17 protein-coding genes are annotated in these 17,979 nt (G+C 34.6%); 16 read left to right on the top strand and 1 reads right to left on the bottom strand.

Features of this window, described 5'->3' with window-relative positions; genetic code table 11:
* The first annotated feature begins 37 nt into the window (after positions 1–37).
* The 6 genes from pdxA to accC all read left to right on the top strand — a co-directional run bounded on the left by pdxA (position 38) and on the right by accC (position 5,057).
* Complete coding sequence (gene pdxA / locus O9307_RS06850; protein ID WP_298296809.1) at positions 38–1,087, top strand: 4-hydroxythreonine-4-phosphate dehydrogenase PdxA; 1,050 nt, start codon at positions 38–40, stop codon at positions 1,085–1,087.
* Positions 1,088–1,182: 95 nt separating this feature from the next.
* Positions 1,183–1,746: a DUF177 domain-containing protein gene (locus O9307_RS06845; protein ID WP_298296805.1), complete on the top strand. Its 564-nt coding sequence runs from the start codon at positions 1,183–1,185 to the stop codon at positions 1,744–1,746.
* A gap of 9 nt (positions 1,747–1,755) precedes the next feature.
* Complete coding sequence (gene rpmF, locus O9307_RS06840; protein ID WP_159689777.1) at positions 1,756–1,950, top strand: 50S ribosomal protein L32; 195 nt, start codon at positions 1,756–1,758, stop codon at positions 1,948–1,950.
* Positions 1,951–2,123: 173 nt separating this feature from the next.
* Complete coding sequence (locus tag O9307_RS06835; protein WP_298296801.1) at positions 2,124–3,122, top strand: beta-ketoacyl-ACP synthase III; 999 nt, start codon at positions 2,124–2,126, stop codon at positions 3,120–3,122.
* A 24-nt stretch (positions 3,123–3,146) separates the two neighbouring features.
* Positions 3,147–3,626: an acetyl-CoA carboxylase biotin carboxyl carrier protein gene (gene accB, locus O9307_RS06830; RefSeq protein ID WP_064715720.1), complete on the top strand. Its 480-nt coding sequence runs from the start codon at positions 3,147–3,149 to the stop codon at positions 3,624–3,626.
* 84 nt (positions 3,627–3,710) lie between these two features.
* Complete coding sequence (gene accC, locus O9307_RS06825) at positions 3,711–5,057, top strand: acetyl-CoA carboxylase biotin carboxylase subunit (protein WP_159689783.1); 1,347 nt, start codon at positions 3,711–3,713, stop codon at positions 5,055–5,057.
* A gap of 55 nt (positions 5,058–5,112) precedes the next feature.
* Here accC and O9307_RS06820 read toward each other — a convergent pair whose 3' ends face one another.
* On the bottom strand, positions 5,113–7,014 hold the full coding sequence (locus O9307_RS06820) for a S9 family peptidase (RefSeq protein WP_298296794.1): 1,902 nt from the start codon (positions 7,012–7,014) through the stop codon (positions 5,113–5,115).
* Positions 7,015–7,539: 525 nt separating this feature from the next.
* Here O9307_RS06820 and O9307_RS06815 point away from each other — a divergent pair.
* The 10 genes from O9307_RS06815 to O9307_RS06770 all read left to right on the top strand — a co-directional run bounded on the left by O9307_RS06815 (position 7,540) and on the right by O9307_RS06770 (position 17,960).
* A complete protein-coding gene (locus O9307_RS06815) occupies positions 7,540–8,652 on the top strand; it encodes an FAD-dependent oxidoreductase (protein ID WP_298296791.1) in 1,113 nt (370 codons plus the stop codon).
* Positions 8,652–9,401, top strand: coding sequence for a monofunctional biosynthetic peptidoglycan transglycosylase (gene mtgA / locus O9307_RS06810; protein ID WP_298296788.1), 750 nt, complete (start codon positions 8,652–8,654; stop codon positions 9,399–9,401). Before O9307_RS06815 ends, mtgA begins: the two co-directional genes overlap by 1 nt.
* Complete coding sequence (locus tag O9307_RS06805; RefSeq protein ID WP_298296785.1) at positions 9,398–10,342, top strand: lipid A deacylase LpxR family protein; 945 nt, start codon at positions 9,398–9,400, stop codon at positions 10,340–10,342. The genes mtgA and O9307_RS06805 overlap by 4 nt, the downstream gene beginning before the upstream one ends.
* A 242-nt stretch (positions 10,343–10,584) precedes the next feature.
* Entirely contained in the window at positions 10,585–11,295 is a 711-nt protein-coding gene (locus O9307_RS06800) for a hypothetical protein (RefSeq protein WP_298296782.1), read from the top strand.
* A 270-nt stretch (positions 11,296–11,565) separates the two neighbouring features.
* Positions 11,566–12,825 (top strand): tyrosine-type recombinase/integrase, encoded by a 1,260-nt coding sequence (locus O9307_RS06795; RefSeq protein ID WP_298296779.1) that lies wholly within the window; start codon positions 11,566–11,568, stop codon positions 12,823–12,825.
* A 61-nt stretch (positions 12,826–12,886) separates the two neighbouring features.
* Positions 12,887–14,611, top strand: a complete 1,725-nt coding sequence (locus tag O9307_RS06790; RefSeq protein ID WP_298296777.1) for a hypothetical protein — start codon at positions 12,887–12,889, stop codon at positions 14,609–14,611.
* A gap of 103 nt (positions 14,612–14,714) precedes the next feature.
* Positions 14,715–14,996 carry a helix-turn-helix domain-containing protein gene (locus O9307_RS06785; protein WP_298296774.1) on the top strand — a complete coding sequence of 94 codons (282 nt, stop codon included), beginning with the start codon at positions 14,715–14,717 and terminating at the stop codon, positions 14,994–14,996.
* A gap of 4 nt (positions 14,997–15,000) precedes the next feature.
* Positions 15,001–15,306 (top strand): hypothetical protein, encoded by a 306-nt coding sequence (locus O9307_RS06780; RefSeq protein ID WP_298296771.1) that lies wholly within the window; start codon positions 15,001–15,003, stop codon positions 15,304–15,306.
* A gap of 3 nt (positions 15,307–15,309) precedes the next feature.
* On the top strand, positions 15,310–16,872 hold the full coding sequence (locus tag O9307_RS06775; RefSeq protein ID WP_298296768.1) for a phage/plasmid primase, P4 family: 1,563 nt from the start codon (positions 15,310–15,312) through the stop codon (positions 16,870–16,872).
* A complete protein-coding gene (locus O9307_RS06770; RefSeq protein ID WP_298296765.1) occupies positions 16,872–17,960 on the top strand; it encodes a DUF6371 domain-containing protein in 1,089 nt (362 codons plus the stop codon). The genes O9307_RS06775 and O9307_RS06770 overlap by 1 nt, the downstream gene beginning before the upstream one ends.
* The last annotated feature ends 19 nt before the right edge of the window (positions 17,961–17,979 follow it).

Raw genomic sequence — 17,979 nt, 5'->3', positions numbered from 1 at the left:
TTTGCAGTTCAAAATTAGCAATAAAAAACGGGAGCTCATGAATAAAACAGCAGAAAATATAATAGTTGGAATTTCGATAGGAGATTTAAACGGTATTGGAAGCGAAGTAGTCTTAAAAACTTTTGAGGATGCTCGAATGTTGGAATTTTGTACTCCAGTAATTTTTGCTAATGTAAAAATTGTTTCCTTTTTGAAGAAAAGCATTGAATCTACTTCGAGTATTCATGGTATTGATAAACTAGATCAAATAGTTTTAGGCAAAATTAATGTCTATAATTTATGGCGAGAAGGTGTTGATTTGAATTTAGGAACCAACGATGATAAAGTGGGTGAATATGCTATCAAGTCATTTGTGGCTGCGACCAAAGCTTTAAAAGAAGGAATTGTAGATGTTTTAGTTACAGCTCCAATCAATAAATACAATATTCAATCGGATGGCTTTAAATTTCCAGGGCATACCGATTATTTAGCGCAAGAGTTAGAAGGCGATGCCTTAATGCTGATGGTGAGCGATAATTTGCGTGTAGGTTTACTTACGGATCATGTGCCATTGAATGAAGTAGCGGGGCATTTGACAGAGGAATTAATTAAAAAGAAAATAGAAACGGTAAGGCAAACTTTAATTAGGGACTTTAGTATCAATAAGCCTAAGATTGCTGTGCTCGGGTTGAACCCACATTGTGGTGATGGAGGAGTGATTGGCTCAGAGGATGATGCTGTGCTTAAGCCAACGTTGAAAAAAATATTCGACAAGGGTACTCTTGTTTTTGGTCCTTTTCCTGCAGATAGTTTTTTTGGAAGCAATCATTATGAGAAATACGATGCCATTATTGCTACGTATCATGATCAAGGATTGATTCCATTTAAGACTTTGTCTTTTGGTCGAGGAGTAAATTATACCGCAGGGTTAAATAAGATAAGAACTTCGCCCGATCATGGTACAGCCTTTGATATTGCGGGAAAAAACCAAGCGGATTTTACTTCTTTTAAAGAAGCCGTTTATCTGGCTATAGATATCTATAAATCAAGAATGCAACATGAAGAGGTGAGTTCAAATCCACTAAAATCAAAAGAAAAACAGTTATAAACAAAAAAAGGTGAATAACATTATTAGATTTATAATAATTTTATATCTTTGCACCCCGATTCAGACAATTCAGAATAGGGAAAATTGTTGATGAAATGAACAAGAGAAAAGAATTCATAATTCCATTCGTGGGATTGAAGCTAGGGAAACATCAATTTGAATACCAAATCAATAATTCGTTCTTTGAGATCTTTGACTTTAGTGAGTTTGAAAAATCAAACATCAAAGTAAATGTAGTTTTAGAAAAAAAAGCGAATTTATTAGAATTAGATTTTAAACACAAAGGAACCGTTCAAGTACCTTGTGATTTAACAGGGGAAGAATTTGATTTGCCAATAAAAGGTAAAATTAAATTAATTGTTCGTTTCGGAGAAATGTTTAATAATGACAACGATGAGTTATTGATTTTGCCATTTGGAGAATTTGAGGTAGATATTGCTCAGTACATTTATGAAATGATAGTGTTGTCAATTCCCTTAAAAAGAGTGCATCCTGGGGTAAAAGATGGTACTTTGCAATCAGAAGCTTTAGAAAAGCTTAAAATAATGACTGCAAAAAAAGAAGTAAAAGAGAAGAATAAAGAGAATACACAACAAGAGAATCAAGATAATATTGACCCTAGATGGGACAAATTAAAGCAACTATTAACGGATAAATAATATAGTAAAATGGCACATCCTAAAAGAAAAGTCTCGAAAACAAGAAGAGATAAGAGAAGAACACATTACAAAGCAACTGTAGCTCAAATCGCTACTTGTCCTATTACAGGAGAAGCACATTTATACCACAGAGCTTACTGGCATGAAGGTAAAATGTACTACAGAGGGCAAGTTGTTATAGATAAATCTGTAGCTGTTGCTTAATACGTTTTAGCAAAAAATAGTAGAACTCTCACTTTGTGGGAGTTTTTTTTATTGTTTATAATTTTCTAAAATAAGAAAAGCTAAAACAGTACTTTTAGAATAAATTTTGTAATTTTCGGGTCTTTTAAATTAAAAAATCAAGTAGCAATATTTGATAGTAATAGTCATACACAATGAATGCAATTACCGCAGCAATTACCGCAGTAGGTGGGTATGTTCCTGACTTTGTGCTTTCTAATAAAGTATTGGAAACCATGGTGGATACCAATGATGAATGGATCACTACTCGTACAGGAATTAAAGAAAGAAGAATATTAAAGGAAGAAGGAAGAGGAACTTCATTTTTGGCCATAAAAGCCGCTCAAGATTTAATAGCAAAAGCCAATATCGATCCACTTGAAATTGATATGGTAATTATGGCAACCGCTACACCTGATATGCCTGTAGCTTCAACAGGTGTTTATGTGGCAACAGAAATTGGAGCAACCAATGCGTTTGCTTATGATTTACAAGCTGCTTGTTCTAGTTTTTTATACGGAATGTCTACAGCTGCAGCCTACATACAATCAGGAAGATATAAAAAAGTACTATTAATAGGGGCTGATAAAATGTCTTCTATTATTGATTATACGGATAGAGCCACTTGTATTATTTTTGGTGATGGTGCTGGAGCCGTTTTATTCGAACCTAATTATGAAGGCTATGGTTTGAAAGATGAATATTTAAGAAGCGATGGCGTAGGTCGTGACTTTTTGAAAATTGATGCAGGAGGATCTATTCTTAGAACTTCCGCTGAAACGGTTGCCAACAATATGCACAACATCATTCAAGATGGTAAAACTGTTTTTAAATATGCTGTAACCAATATGGCGGATGCAAGTGAATTGATTTTGCAAAGAAATAATTTAACTAATGAAAATGTTGATTGGTTAGTACCTCACCAAGCTAACAGAAGAATTATCGATGCAACAGCCAACAGAATGAACCTTGAAGAAGAAAAAGTGTTAGTTAATATCGAGCGTTATGGTAACACAACATCGGCGACTTTACCTTTAGTGCTTCATGATTTTGAAAAGAAACTAAAAAAAGGAGATAATATTATATTTGCTGCTTTCGGAGGAGGATTTACTTGGGGATCTATTTATTTAAAATGGGCCTACGACACAAAATAAATTAAAACTAAAAACAAAACAATTATGGATTTAAAAGAAATTCAAAACCTAATCAAATTTGTAGCAAATTCTGGAGTTGCTGAGGTTAAGTTAGAGATGGATGATGTGAAAATCACTATTAGAACAACTTTAGAAGGTAATGTAACAGAAACTACTTATGTTCAGCAATTACCAACTCAAGCGGCAATTCAACCAGCAGTTATACCACAAATTGCTCCAGTTGTTGCAACACCAGAAGCAGCGCCAAAAGAGGATAATTCAAAATTTATCACCATCAAATCTCCAATTATTGGTACTTTCTATAGAAAACCTGCTCCAGATAAACCAGTTTTTGCTGAAGTTGGAAGCACAATTGCTAAAGGTGATGTTCTTTGCGTAATTGAAGCCATGAAACTTTTCAATGAAATTGAATCAGAAGTTTCAGGAAAAATCGTGAAAATCTTAGTAGACGATATGTCTCCTGTAGAGTTTGACCAACCTTTATTTTTAGTAGATCCATCATAATTTTTAAAAATTCCAATAGACAAATCACAAAATCCAATACGTTGGAATTTGAAGATTGGAATTTGTAATTTTAAAAAAAACAAGATGTTTAAAAAAATATTAATTGCAAATAGAGGAGAGATTGCTCTTAGGGTTATTAGAACGTGTAGAGAAATGGGAATCAAAACAGTAGCGGTTTACTCTACTGCAGATGCTGAAAGTTTACACGTAAAATTTGCTGACGAAGCCGTTTGTATCGGCCCTGCACCAAGTAATTTGTCGTACCTTAAAATGTCAAATATTATTGCAGCAGCAGAAATTACTAATGCCGATGCCATTCACCCAGGATATGGATTCCTTTCTGAAAACGCTAAGTTTTCAAAAATTTGCCAAGAACACGGTATTAAATTTATTGGTGCAGCTCCTGAAATGATTGATCGAATGGGAGATAAAGCTTCTGCAAAAGCTACTATGATTGAGGCAGGAGTACCTTGTGTGCCAGGTTCTGTTGGAATTCTTGAATCATACGAACAAGCAGCAGCATTAGCCAAAGAATTTGGATATCCAGTGATGTTGAAAGCAACTGCTGGTGGTGGTGGAAAAGGGATGCGCGCCGTTTGGAAAGAAGAAGATTTATTGAAAGCTTGGGAAGGTGCTCGTCAAGAATCGGCAGCCGCTTTTGGTAATGACGGAATGTACTTAGAGAAATTAATCGAAGAGCCACGTCATATCGAAATTCAAGTAGTGGGAGATGCTTACGGTAAAGCATGTCACCTTTCTGAAAGAGATTGTTCTGTACAACGTCGTCACCAAAAATTAACAGAAGAGACGCCATCTCCGTTTATGACAGATGAGTTGCGTGCCAAAATGGGTGAAGCTGCTGTAAAAGCTGCAGAATACATTAAATACGAAGGCGCTGGAACTGTTGAATTTTTAGTAGACAAACATCGTAATTTCTACTTTATGGAAATGAATACTCGTATCCAAGTAGAACACCCAATCACTGAACAAGTAGTAGATTATGACTTGATTCGTGAGCAAATATTAGTAGCGGCAGGTGTGCCAATTTCTGGAAAGAATTATTTCCCAAATTTACATGCTATCGAATGTCGTATCAATGCGGAAGATCCTTACAATGATTTCCGTCCTTCTCCAGGAAAAATTACTACCTTACATATGCCAGGCGGACACGGAGTTCGTTTAGATACTCACGTGTATTCTGGATATACTATTCCGCCAAATTACGATTCGATGATTGCCAAGTTGATTACTACTGCGCAAACTCGTGAAGAAGCGATTAGCAAAATGCGTAGAGCTTTGGATGAATTCGTAATTGAAGGAATCAAAACTACTATTCCTTTCCACAGACAGTTAATGGATGATCCTCGTTATATAGCAGGAGATTACACGACTGCCTTTATGGATTCTTTTAAAATGAATGATCCAGAATAGATGGGAAATAATTACTATAAAAAACCTCGCAATTTGCGAGGTTTTTTTATAGTAATTATAAGGTCTCTTTCAACCATTTGTAAAATTCTCTTTGCCATACTTGGGCATTTTGTGGTTTCAATACCCAGTGGTTCTCTTCCGGAAAATACAAAAAGCGACTTTTGATACCTCTTAATTGTGCAGCCTGAAAGGCTTCTTGCGATTGTCCAATCGGTACTCTAAAATCAATACCTCCTTGAATAATCAAAATTGGGGTATTCCATTTGTCTACCAATGTGATTGGGTTAAAAGTCGTGTATGATTTTTGCGCCACTTTATTGTCTTTTTCCCAGTACGCTCCTCCAAAATCCCAGTTGTTAAAGAAGACTTCTTCGGTGGTGCCAAACATACTCTGCGTATTGAAAACGCCATCGTGGGCAATAAATGTTTTGAAACGATTGTTGTGAATTCCAGCCAAATAAAACACGGAATAGCCACCGTAACTAGCGCCTACACAACCCAGACGTGATTTGTCTACATACGATTCTTTGGCGACGTCATCAATCGCTGATAAATAATCGTCCATCACTTGTCCGCCCCAATCACCCGATATTTTTTCGTTCCATTCTTGTCCGTGGCCGTACATTCCTCTGCGGTTTGGCGCTACTACTACATAGCCTTGAGCCGCCATCAAAGAGAAATTCCAACGGAAGGAATAGCTTTGTGTTAAAGGCGATTGTGGTCCACCTTGGCAGTATAATAACGTCGGGTATTTTTTAGTTGCATCGAAATTTGGAGGCAAAATCACCCAAACCAACATTTTTTTACCATCGGTTGTGGTGACATAGCGACGTTCGGTTTTACTTAACGCTAAAGTATTGTAAGTTGCTGTATTCACATCAGACAATTGTTTCCAAGTGTTTTTCTTTAGATTATAAGAAAAAATTTCAGCAGCGTGATTCATATCGGTTCTTGATACCAAAACTTGGTCGCCAGAAAAGCCAATAATATCGCTTACATCAAAATCACCTTTGGTAATTTGGCGTACTGTTACCGCTATTCTAGTCATTCCGGGGAAGTTCACTGCAAACAATTGTTTGGTACCGTCTACTGCTGCTACAAAATAGACGTTCTTTCCGTCTAGACTCCACATAAATTGGTCTACACTTCCGTCCCAATTGGCGGTAAGGTTCATTTTGATGCCTTTGAAATCTACAATGATGTCGTTTTTATCGGCTTCATAACCATCACGTTTCATTTGCAACCAAGTCAAGTGACCCGCTGGAGAGAATTGAGGCGCCGTGTCGTACCCTAAATTGCCTTCGGTTCGGTTGATGGTTTTACCAGTTTCGAGTTGGTATTCATAAATATCGGTATTCGTAGAAATGGCATATTGAGTACCTGCTTTTTTCTTGCATACGTACAAAATACTTTTGCTATCTGGTGACCAAATATAATCTTCGTCTCCACCAAAAGGTTTTTGTGGGCTATCGAAATTTTCACCTTTTAGGATATCGATTCCTGTGGCACCTTCTTTATTTTCTTTGTAAAACACGTGGTTGAATTTACCTTCATTCCAAGTGTCCCAGTGGCGGTAATCGAGACCGTTGTAGATTTGTACATTCGATTTTTCTAGTTCGGGATAGAAATCTTTTCCGTGTACTTTGTCGATTTTTACTTCCTCGTTATAGACAAGATATTTTCCGTCGGGCGAGCTGTTTTTGTCGTTTAGCAGCCCTTTGGTGTCTTTAATTTCGATGGCATTGCCGCCTTCTATGGGAAGCGAATACAACTTAGAGCTGGATTTGTTTTCCGCCACAGAGGGTGTGCTAACTTTATAAATGACGTTTTTTCCGTCTTTTGAAAGGCCTAGAGGTGTTACGCGACCTAGTTTCCAGAGCAGCTCGGGAGTCAGTGTGTTTTGAGCCATTGTTGTTAAACTCATCAGGGATAGGGTTAATAAAAGAATCTTTTTCATTGTTTTCAATTTTAAAAACGTAAAAATAATCATTTAAATCGACTTGTTTTGGATTGCAGAGCGTTCGCTTAAAAAAGAAAGTAGCCACGAATGACGCTAATCGAAGTACATATAATATTAATAGATTCGTGAAAATGTAATTATTCAGGTATTTTTTTGGACATTAATTGCCTCCAACTTTAGTTGGAGGGGTGAAATTTGAAAATTTTAAAGGCTTTAGCCAAAATTAGCTGCTTTTATTTGGCTAAAGCCAATACAATTGATTCCTATAACTCCAGCTAAAGCTGGAGCCAATTGAAAGCAAGACAAGCTGAGTAGTTATTTGAAATTAAGAATAAAAATCAAATTTGCATTTATTCGTGCATACGTGGAGAAATTTTTCAAAAGCAAATATCTTGTGATGCACTTAGTTTTAGCCCAGATGGGAAAGGCATCCTTTTCTATTTTTCTTTAAAATAGAAAAGATACAGTGGACAGCTGGAAATAGCTCCAAAAAATCCTTATTTTTATAAAAAATTTTCACAGATGCACTTGAGTTATTGGGAAATAAAAAATTGGTTTACCAACGTAGATTACACGATTGTGGGCAGTGGGATTGTGGGATTGCACGCCGCATTGCGATTGAGAGAACGATTTCCTACCGCCAAAATATTGGTGTTAGAGAAAGGAATGTTGCCACAAGGCGCGAGTACTAAAAACGCTGGATTTGCTTGTTTTGGAAGTCTTTCGGAGATTGTCGAAGATTTGAAAACGCATTCCGAAGAGGAGGTAATTGCTTTGGTGCAAAAGCGTTGGTCGGGTTTGCAATTGTTGCGCAAACGGATTCCTGATGCGGTTTTGGATTACAAACCTTTTGGCGGCTATGAATTGTTTTTGGAAGACGAAGAGAGTTTGTACACTGAGTGTGTCAACAAAATGCCTTTTGTCAATGAAATTCTGAATCCTATTTTTAGGGGAGGCGTTTTTACCAAGGAAGTGGATCGTTTTGGATTTAAAGGGACAAAAGAATACCTGATTTTTAATCCTTTTGAAGGACAAATTGATACTGGAAATATGATGCAAGAATTGTTGCGTCAAGCCGTAGCAGCCAATATTTTGATTCTGAATCAGCAAACGGTTACGGGGTTTGAGGATAAGGGTTCAGGTGTTGAAGTAGCTTTGGGGGATTTTAGTTTTACGACCCAAAAGTTATTGTTTGCAACCAACGGTTTTGCTGCTGAACTCACGCAAGGACAAGTGAAACCTGCGCGTGCTCAGGTGCTGATTACAGAACCTATTCCGAATTTGGACATCAAAGGAACTTTTCATTTGGACCGCGGGTATTATTATTTCAGAAATATAGGTGACCGAATTTTATTAGGCGGAGGGCGCAACTTGGCTTTTGAAGAAGAAACCACTACCGAAATGGGGCAAACCGAAATTATTCAAAAAAAATTGGAACAGTTATTAAAAGAAGTAATTTTGCCGAATCAAGACATTGAAATTGCACACCGTTGGAGCGGGATTATGGGAATAGGCGCGAGCAAAAATCCTATAGTAACCAATCTGTCCCAAAATGTATATTGTGGCGTCCGCATGGGCGGAATGGGTGTGGCAATTGGCAGTTTAATAGGAACCGAATTAGCAGATTTAGTATAATGGCAACCAAAATTACCCCAAAAAAGACAACTTCAAAAAAACCGGTGAAGAAACAAGAATCTAGTTTGGGAAGTAAAGTGAAACGCTTTCTTTTCAAAGCTATGCTATGGTTTTTCGGGCTTTCTATCTTTTTTGTAGTGCTGTTTAAATTCGTTCCTGTTCCATTTACACCGCTAATGGTAATTCGCTATTTTGAAAATGTAGCCGACGGGAAAGAGAATCATTTTAGTCACGATTGGGAACCCATCGAAAATATTTCAATGAATTTGCAAAAAGCCGTAATCGCAAGTGAAGACGGTACGTTTTTGACCCACAATGGTTTTGATTTTTTGGCGATGCAAAAAGCTTATAAAAGCAACGAAAGAGGACGAAAAATAAAAGGCGGAAGTACCATTTCGCAGCAAACCGCCAAAAATGTTTTTTTATGGCAAGGTAGAAGCTACTTGCGCAAAGGCTTAGAAGCTTATTTTACCGTACTAATCGAAATGATTTGGGGTAAAAAACGCATCATGGAAGTCTATTTGAACAGTATTGAAATGGGTGATGGGGTATATGGTGCCCATGCTGCGACCGAATATTGGTACCGAAAAGACGCCTCGAGTTTGACCAAAATGCAAGCCGCAGGAATTGCCGCTATTTTACCTAACCCACGCAAATACAAAGCCACAAGTTCGTCTTCTTACATCAACAATCGAAAAGCCAAAATTGTGCGTGTGATGAATCATGTAGGGACTATAAACTACAAATGAGACAGTTAAAACTCTTGTTTTTACTGCTGTTTGGGATGCCTTTTTTGGGTTTTGCCCAAACTTTCGACAGCAAACAAGTGAGAGTAGAACTCGATAATGATTTGTATGCTTCTTTAAAAAATGACCGCTATTACACCAACGGGATTACCCTGTTTTATGCGTATTTAAATCAAAAACAATCCTCAACTTTATTAAAAAAGACTACGGAATTCCGATTAGGGCAATACATCTACACTCCCAGAACCCGATTGGCCAACGCCATTAAAGACAACGATCGCCCTTTTGCTGGGTATTTGTTTGGCGAAGTCAATCAAACGTTTTTTATGACCAACCATATCGTTTATCAAGGAGCGGTGCAAATTGGTTTTGTAGGCCCCAACTCCTATGCCGAAGAAATGCAAAACGGATTGCACGATGCCTTTTCGTTGCGCCATGTGCAAGGTTGGCAAAACCAAATCAAAAATACCTTTGCGTTGCAGGCTCAATTTCGTTTTTCCCAAAAGCTTTTTCCAAACGTGACCACCCCTAATTTTGATGTTCATTTTCAAGGACAAGCGATTTTAGGAACCGTGCAAACCGCTCTTAATTCTGGTTTTTTTGCTAGAATAGGTTTGAAAAATTTGCAACCCATAGCTCATTCTAATTTTTATAGTGGCGGCGTATTAGGCACTTCCAAAACAGAGGAATTGTATTTTTTTATCCACCCTAGTTTGCAGTATCAAGCCTATGATGCAACGGTTCAAGGCAGCCTTTTTGGAACACAGAGTCCGGTAGAATTAGAGCTGATTCGTTGGCGCTGGCACACTGCCGTGGGCATCAAGTACCGCTACAACCATTTCAATTGTCAGTACACTTTTTTTTACCGCTCCAAAGAGGTCAATCATCTTGTCAATACTGGCTATTATTATGGCTCGATTGGGCTAACTTACAGCTTTAGGTAATTGATAAGGAGCAGAACGTTTTCTTTCCATAACCACGCCTCGACCTGCTCTACGCTATATCTTTGCTTTTTTAAAGGAAAAAAGCAAAGGATGCCGCTGCGATCAGGGCTAGACAGGACTTTTGTTTTTCATAAGATGTTTTTACATTTTAATTTATTAGAATAGGAATTTAAAATATCACTAAATTAGGGGATGAGGTTGTTAGTTGCAATGTTGTACTTTTGAAAAAAAAATAAGGCAAAATGAGAAAAATATTAATTATGTTCCTTTTTTATGGTTTCATATTAAACGCTCAACATGTAAACAATGAAATTACTCAACTTGAGAAGAGTAGAAAAGGTTTTGTTGATAAGATTGATTCTTTAAAAGATTCTATTGCTCAAATTGATAAGAAAATTAATTTGATCAAATCTAAAGAAATTTTAAAAGCAGTTAAGGATTCGACATTAACTGCAATTGTATCTAAGGATGCAAAATTGAGAAAAAGACCCTTTCCAATGGATGACATAATTTATGCTTTTAAAGAAGATACAGAGGTATTAATTCTGGATTATCAGGATGAATATTTTGGAGTATGTGTTGATGAAGTTTGTGGATATGTTAATGAATTATGGGTTAAACGCAATCAAAAGGTAAATGATTTAATTAGTATTAGAATCAAAGAAAAAAAAGAATTAGAAAAAATTAAAGAGGAGAATAAACTTAAAAAAGCGAATAAAGACTATGCCGCTATTGAGGCCAAAAACGTTAAGAAATTTGGCCAAGCGCTTTATGCTAAATTAAAAAAAGGGATGGTTTGGATTGGAATGACAGATGATATGTTGTTAATTGCTTTAGGTAGTCCAAATGAAATAAATAGAACTGTCGGGAGATGGGGTGTTCACGAACAATGGGTGTATGACAGGGAGTATTATTATTTTGAGAATGGAATAATGTCATCATACCAGGATTAAATAAAAAAAATGAAATATTATAACAAAAAAAGCCTTAAAAACATTCGTTTCTAAGGCTTTTTTGTGGAGAAGATGGGACTACTATAAATACAAAAATACTATTTTGCTTAATTCTACAAAATCACAGTATTTATACTTTAAAATCAATATTTATAAGACTTTACAAAGATATGTTTTTTTATTTGTTTTGATGTAGTTTGAAACATTTTGTATTTAACCGTACAAATGCCGTACAGATTATTTATATTTGTATGACTAAAATTTCAATTTATGGCAACGGTTAATTTTTTGTATCGCTCAACTAAAGAAAAAGCAAATTTGCATTTGAGGTTATTGTATCGTTTCAATGAAACTGATTTTGTTTTTGGTGCAAATACAAAGTTTGAAGTTTTAAAAGACTACTGGAACAAGCAACACAAAAAGAAGTCTAAGGATATTGATATTACAAACAGACAGACCGAAGTTAACAACGAACTTAATAAAATTGAAAACCACGTTTTAAATGCGTTCAATTCTGTTAATCCTGATGAGGTAAACAAAGAGTGGTTACAAACTCAAATTGACTATTATTATAACCCACCTCAACAAGCCGAAAAACTACCAACGGAACTTAATAAATATTTACTTCATTACATTGATGTTAAGCGTACGGAAGTAACCGAAAGCACAATTAAAAAATGCAATGTTATTAAACAGCTTTTGGCAAGGTATCAAACCCACTACAAGAAAAATCTTTTACTTACTGATGTTGATACAAACTTTAAAACTCATTTTGAAAATTATTGTTTGTCGAATGGTTATGCACCAAACACCATAGCAAGAACAATCCGTTTTATTAAAACCATTTGTAAACACGCAAAATCAAACGGACTTGAAACCAGTTACCAGTTAGATAGTATCAAAGTTAAATATCATAAAATCGAAAGCGTTTATTTGACTGTAAACGAATTAGAAGCAATTGAAAAAACTAGCGATTTAGTTGAACATTTGGACAATGCTAGGGACTGGCTTTTGATTTCTTGTTATACAGGGCAAAGGGTTTCGGACTTTATGAGATTTACAAAAGAAATGATACGTTTTGAAAAGAATAAAGAGGGAGTTTTAAAGCCTTTAATAGAGTTTACCCAAAAGAAAACTGGCAAAGAAATGACTGTACCATTATCACAAAAAGTAATGGATATTTTAAGCAAAAGAAATGGAGAGTTTCCGAGAGCAATTTCAGACCAAAAATACAATGACTATATTAAAATTGTTTGTAGAGAAGCTAAGATAACTCAAAAGGTTAATGGGAGTGTAATTTCTGAAACCGCATCCGAAAGCGGAATTTATCGCAAAGAAACTGGAGTTTTTGAAAAATGCGACCTTGTAACTTCTCACATCGGAAGACGTTCATTTGCTACAAACAATTATGGAACTATACCCACCTCATTTTTGATTTATGTAACAGGGCATAGTACCGAAGCAATGTTTTTAAATTACATAGGCAAAAGTAATAAGGATATTGCTATGGAATTGACTAACTATTTTTAAAAAAAAGATTGTTATTTAACGTGCATTTGGTACATTACGTACATTAACACAGGCAAGAAATATGGATTACTTAACACTCTTATTGGAAACCTACATTAACGAAAGAGAAATTTTTACTGAGGTTCTAAAGAACCGCCAAAAACAAATTGAAAATGAAAAAAGTATCTCTAAAAAAGAGTTTTATTTTAATTGTGATAAAGTAATAAATGAACTGAATTTGCAATTAGGCTTGACTTTAAACAATGAGTTTGAAAACTATAATAAAACACTTGTAATTGCCGAAACTAAAAATGATTTTGATACTGTTAAAATTATTAATGCTGAACTAGAAGCATTAGACAAAACAAAGGTTTCCGTTAATTTATTGCATAGTACTAAAGGTAAAATTCCGATTCATTTATTTTTGAAAGACATTAAGTTTATAGAAAACTGTATTTATGAACTTAAATTTATTTCGCAAGCTGAAAAAGACCAAATTTTTAAAGAAATGGTTTTTGAAAAGGGACTGTTTTACTTTAGCGATACAAATAAAAAAAGAATCAAACAGGCTTATGAAAAGCTTGAAAATAGTTTTGAAACTGAAGAAGATTTTATTCGTGCAGTTAATAGTTTGTTGCACTCAAACGGATTATATTTTTACAATAAATTAAGGACTATTTCAAACGAAACTGAATTTATAAAATACATTCAAAGTCAATACGATTTGTATAATGAGTACACGCCCAACAATAGCCTTAATTGGCTAAACTTTACTAAAAAAGCCGTTATGTATGGCTTTGGGATTTTGAGAATTGAAAACGAAAGTTTGAAGGCTTCATTTATGAATTGGTACAATGAAAGGGTTAAAACATTAACCCCTGAAAAAACAAAACCGATGGAAAATAATGTTTATGATAAAATTATTAACGAACTAGATTTAGTAAAGCAGATTTTTTATTCACAAATCATAAATGAAAATAACAACTGGAATCAAATAGATGAGGGGCGTTATTGCAATCATTTATACATAAACTCAAATGAAGATTTATTTGAACTTTCCAAATACAAAAACTATTACACCAACAGAATTGATAACAGCAATTCGGCATTATTAAAGAATGAATTAGAAGAAATTTATAGAAAGGCAATTACTCTTTGGGAGTATTTTTTAAAAGAATTAAAAGACCACAAAGATAAAAGAGAGGTTTATGTTGGAGAAGATGCGATTAAACAAATAACTGAAAGCTCGGTTTTGTTTATAGTAAGGAAAGCCAAGATTAATTATGTTTCTTATAATTATGATTCTGATGAAACACCCTTTACGACATTTACAAAAGAGGCTAATACCAAAAAATGTACAAATGAAAATTTAGCAAGTTTTTGTGTACAGCTACTTAAATTTATTGATTTAACTGGAGTTTTGGAACAGGTGCAAGTTAACGGTAATAAACAAAACCGAACTCAACAAACTGAAATTATTAAAAATGATGAGGTTATAAATTTACACCCAAAACACAATCCGAACGACTGGAATAAAGATTGTTTTGAACTATTTAAATACCTATTCGATGAGTATTATAATGATAAGAAAAAAACAAATACTAAATTAATGTGTGTTTGGTTTTATTTAAGTGAGTATAAAACTGAAAAGTATAAAATGAGAATCAAAAAAGATGATTACATTACATTCATTAAACAAAACTATAAAATAACAATAACGAATAAAGACAAACCTGATAATTATGACAGTAAAGTATTTAATACTTTAGAAGAACACCGCATAAAATTTGAAGATAGTTTGAAATAACTAGTAAAACACACAAAAAACACAAAAAACACAAAATGTAACTCTTTTTTGACCGCAAAAGTCAGTCTTTCATTTGCAAAGTAATACAATAAAACTTTGCAAAATGACAAATTCAATCTTACTTCAAAATGTAAGCCCCGAAGCTTTAACCGAGTTAATCAAAGAGGGCGTTAAAAGTCAATTAGAAGACTTTAAAAACAGTTTCAACACTCACAATCCTGATGAGTTATTAACCCGAGAGCAAACGTGTGATTTTCTACAAATCGACAGTAGTACGTTATGGCATTGGACTAATAAAGGCAAAGTTATAGCCTATGGAATTGGAAACCGCAGATACTACAAAAAAGCGGAATTACTAGAATGTTTAAAACCGTTAAAAAAATAAGGCAATGAGTACTACCAATACGCAAAGCCTTGATTTTAATGGATTAGAACAAGGCAAAGTTAAGCAAATACAAAATCAAAAGAAAACCATATTCGAATATTTGAAGCAACACACCGCCACCGCTTCAATGGTAACCGAAGCGACAGGAGTACCGCAAAAATCAATTTGCCGTTATAAGCGAGATTTAGAGAAACAAGGTTTACTTTATGAAATAGTAAAGAAGCATTGCAAATTTACTGGTTTTCGTGCGTGGTATTTAACCACAAACCCCGAATTATTCCCAAAGTCGAACCAATTAACAATGTTTTAGACTATGGAAAATATTAAAGATAATCTTAAAGAACTCATCACAAATGATATTGTACGCCTTACAAATAGCATTGAACCAATGCAAACCACAACTGATGATATTTTACAGGAACTTACTAAAAGCATTGGGCAAATAGATTTTATGCTTTTGGCATATCCTGAAAGTGCAGACGTACTAAAGCAATACAAGGCACTTGAAAAAAAGTTAATCAAAGGCATAGAGATTTCAGATGCTGAACAGGAGTTGTTTAGTGAGTTGGGTAAAAAGTTAGAGAAATTCAGACTTACTAAAAACCATTATTTAATCCTTTGTATTGAGCAACTTTTAAAAATTGCCGTTGCAAATAAATGGGGTTTATGCAAAAAGAACGGCTTTATTTATTTGTATAATGGCAGTTACTGGAGTGAAATAGACAAAGAGTGTTTTCAGTCTTTTTTGGGCAATGTAGCTTTAAAAATGGGAGTTGAAAAATTCAAATGTAAAATTCATACGTTCAAAGATGAGTTATTCAAACAGTTTTTGTCCGATGCTTATTTGCCTACACCAAAGACCAAAAAGAATAATGTATTAATCAATTTGCAGAATGGCACTTTTGAAATTACACCCACAAAGAGAGGTTTAAGACCATTTGAAAGCAAAGACTTTATTACGCACCAGTTGCCGTTTGAGTACGAACCCGAAGCCACCGCACCACTATTTCAAAAGTATTTGGATGAGGTTTTGCCTGATAAGGATAAACAAAGAGTGTTTGCCGAGTATTGCGGTTACATATTCATAAAACCAAGCGTTTTAAAACTTGAAAAAATGTTAATCTTATACGGTACTGGAGCAAATGGCAAAAGCGTATTTTTTGAGATACTCAATGCACTTTTGGGAACTGAAAACATAAGTAACTATTCATTGCAAAGTTTGACGAATGATAACGGTTATTTTAGGGCAAAAATCGCAAACAAACTGGTTAACTATGCAAGTGAGATAAACGGCAAACTAGAAACTGATATTTTTAAACAAATGGCATCGGGCGAACCAATTGAAGCACGTTTGCCCTATGGAGAGCCGTTTATTTTAAACGAGTATGCAAAACTAATTTTTAACTGTAATGAGTTACCCAAAGACGTAGAACATACAAACGCTTATTTCAGACGGTTTTTAATTATTGGTTTTGATGTTACCATACCCGAAAGCAAACAGGATAAACAGTTACCGCAAAAGATAATCAATAATGAATTATCGGGAGTGTTTAACTGGATTTTGCAAGGACTAGACCGAGTACTGGAGCAAAAGAATTTCAGTAAATGTGATGCAGTTGAAAACGCCCGAAGCAATTACGAAAAGCAAAGTGATAGTGTGAAAATGTTTATTGATGAGTATGAATATACCACCTCAACAGGCTATACTGCAATAAGTACATTATACACAGAATATAAAAGTTTTTGTATTGAAGATGGTTATAGACCAGTAAGCAAGTCAAACTTTATGAAGCGGTTACACAGTTTTAAAATTGTAGTGAATCGTATTAGTATCGGAAATGTGGCATACATTACAACTGCAAAAGCTTTGTATTAATGGAAGCTTATAAATACACATTGGACAAAGGAAGTAAAAAGTTTCTTTGTCCTAATTGCAACAAGAAAACATTTGTTTTATACATTGAAACCGAAACTGGGAACTATTTAACAGATGACTTTGGTAAATGTGATAGAGAGCAAAACTGTAATTACCATAAAGCACCACCAAAAGGCAGTAAGTACTATTTAATAAAGACTTTATCATTAAAGGAAATAACCGACAAAGCAATTAAGTTAACTGATTTAAACTGTATTATTTCGATTGTACCAAAATCACAAATATTGGAGCAGTCAAAAAATGAGTGTTGGATTTCGGAATGGTTTTTAGAAAAAAGCACAATTCAATATTTAACAAATGAGTTTAAATATCATTATTCAAATGTATCGGGTTTTATAAATGAAGTTAAAAAAATAGTACAACCGCCACCAGTTGCACCAAGTTTTCACAGTTTCGAATTATTGGAAAAAATGTATTTTGAAAATCGAGTAAATGACCATTTGACCGAGTATTTAAAAGAACGGTTTTCAAAAGATGAGGTATTTAGGGCAATGCAAAATTACTTCATTACAGGAACAAACCTTTGCTGGCTTTTATCAACTGTATTTTGGCAAATTGATGACAAAGAACAAATACACGCTGGTAAAATAATGCAATACGATAGATTTACAGGCAAAAGGGTAAAAGAGCCTTATAATCACATAAACTGGTTACATAGTGCCACCAAAGAGCCTGATTTTAATCTTTGTCAATGCTTGTTTGGATTGCATCGAGTAAATGAAGACTATCAAAAAACGATTGCAATTGTTGAGAGTGAAAAAACAGCAATTATAATGAGCATTTTGTTACCTCATTACATTTGGTTAGCCACAGGAAGCAAAGGAAACTTTAAATTTGAGATGCTGAAACCTATCAAAAAAAGAAATATTGTTTCGTTTCCTGATAAGGGAGAGTATAACAACTGGTTAAACAAAGCCACCGAATTAAATGCAATAGGGTTTAAAATTTCGGTTAGTGATATGATAGAACAAACAGACTTTGAAAACGGTTTTGATTTAGCAGATTATTATTTGAGTTTTAATAAGTAGATTTGATAAACCTTAAAAT

This window comes from Flavobacterium sp. (assembly GCF_027531905.1).
In the GTDB taxonomy this organism is placed as follows: Bacteria; Bacteroidota; Bacteroidia; order Flavobacteriales; family Flavobacteriaceae; genus Flavobacterium.
Note: the sequence above shows the minus strand (reverse complement) of the source record. Positions and strands in the feature narration are given on the sequence as shown.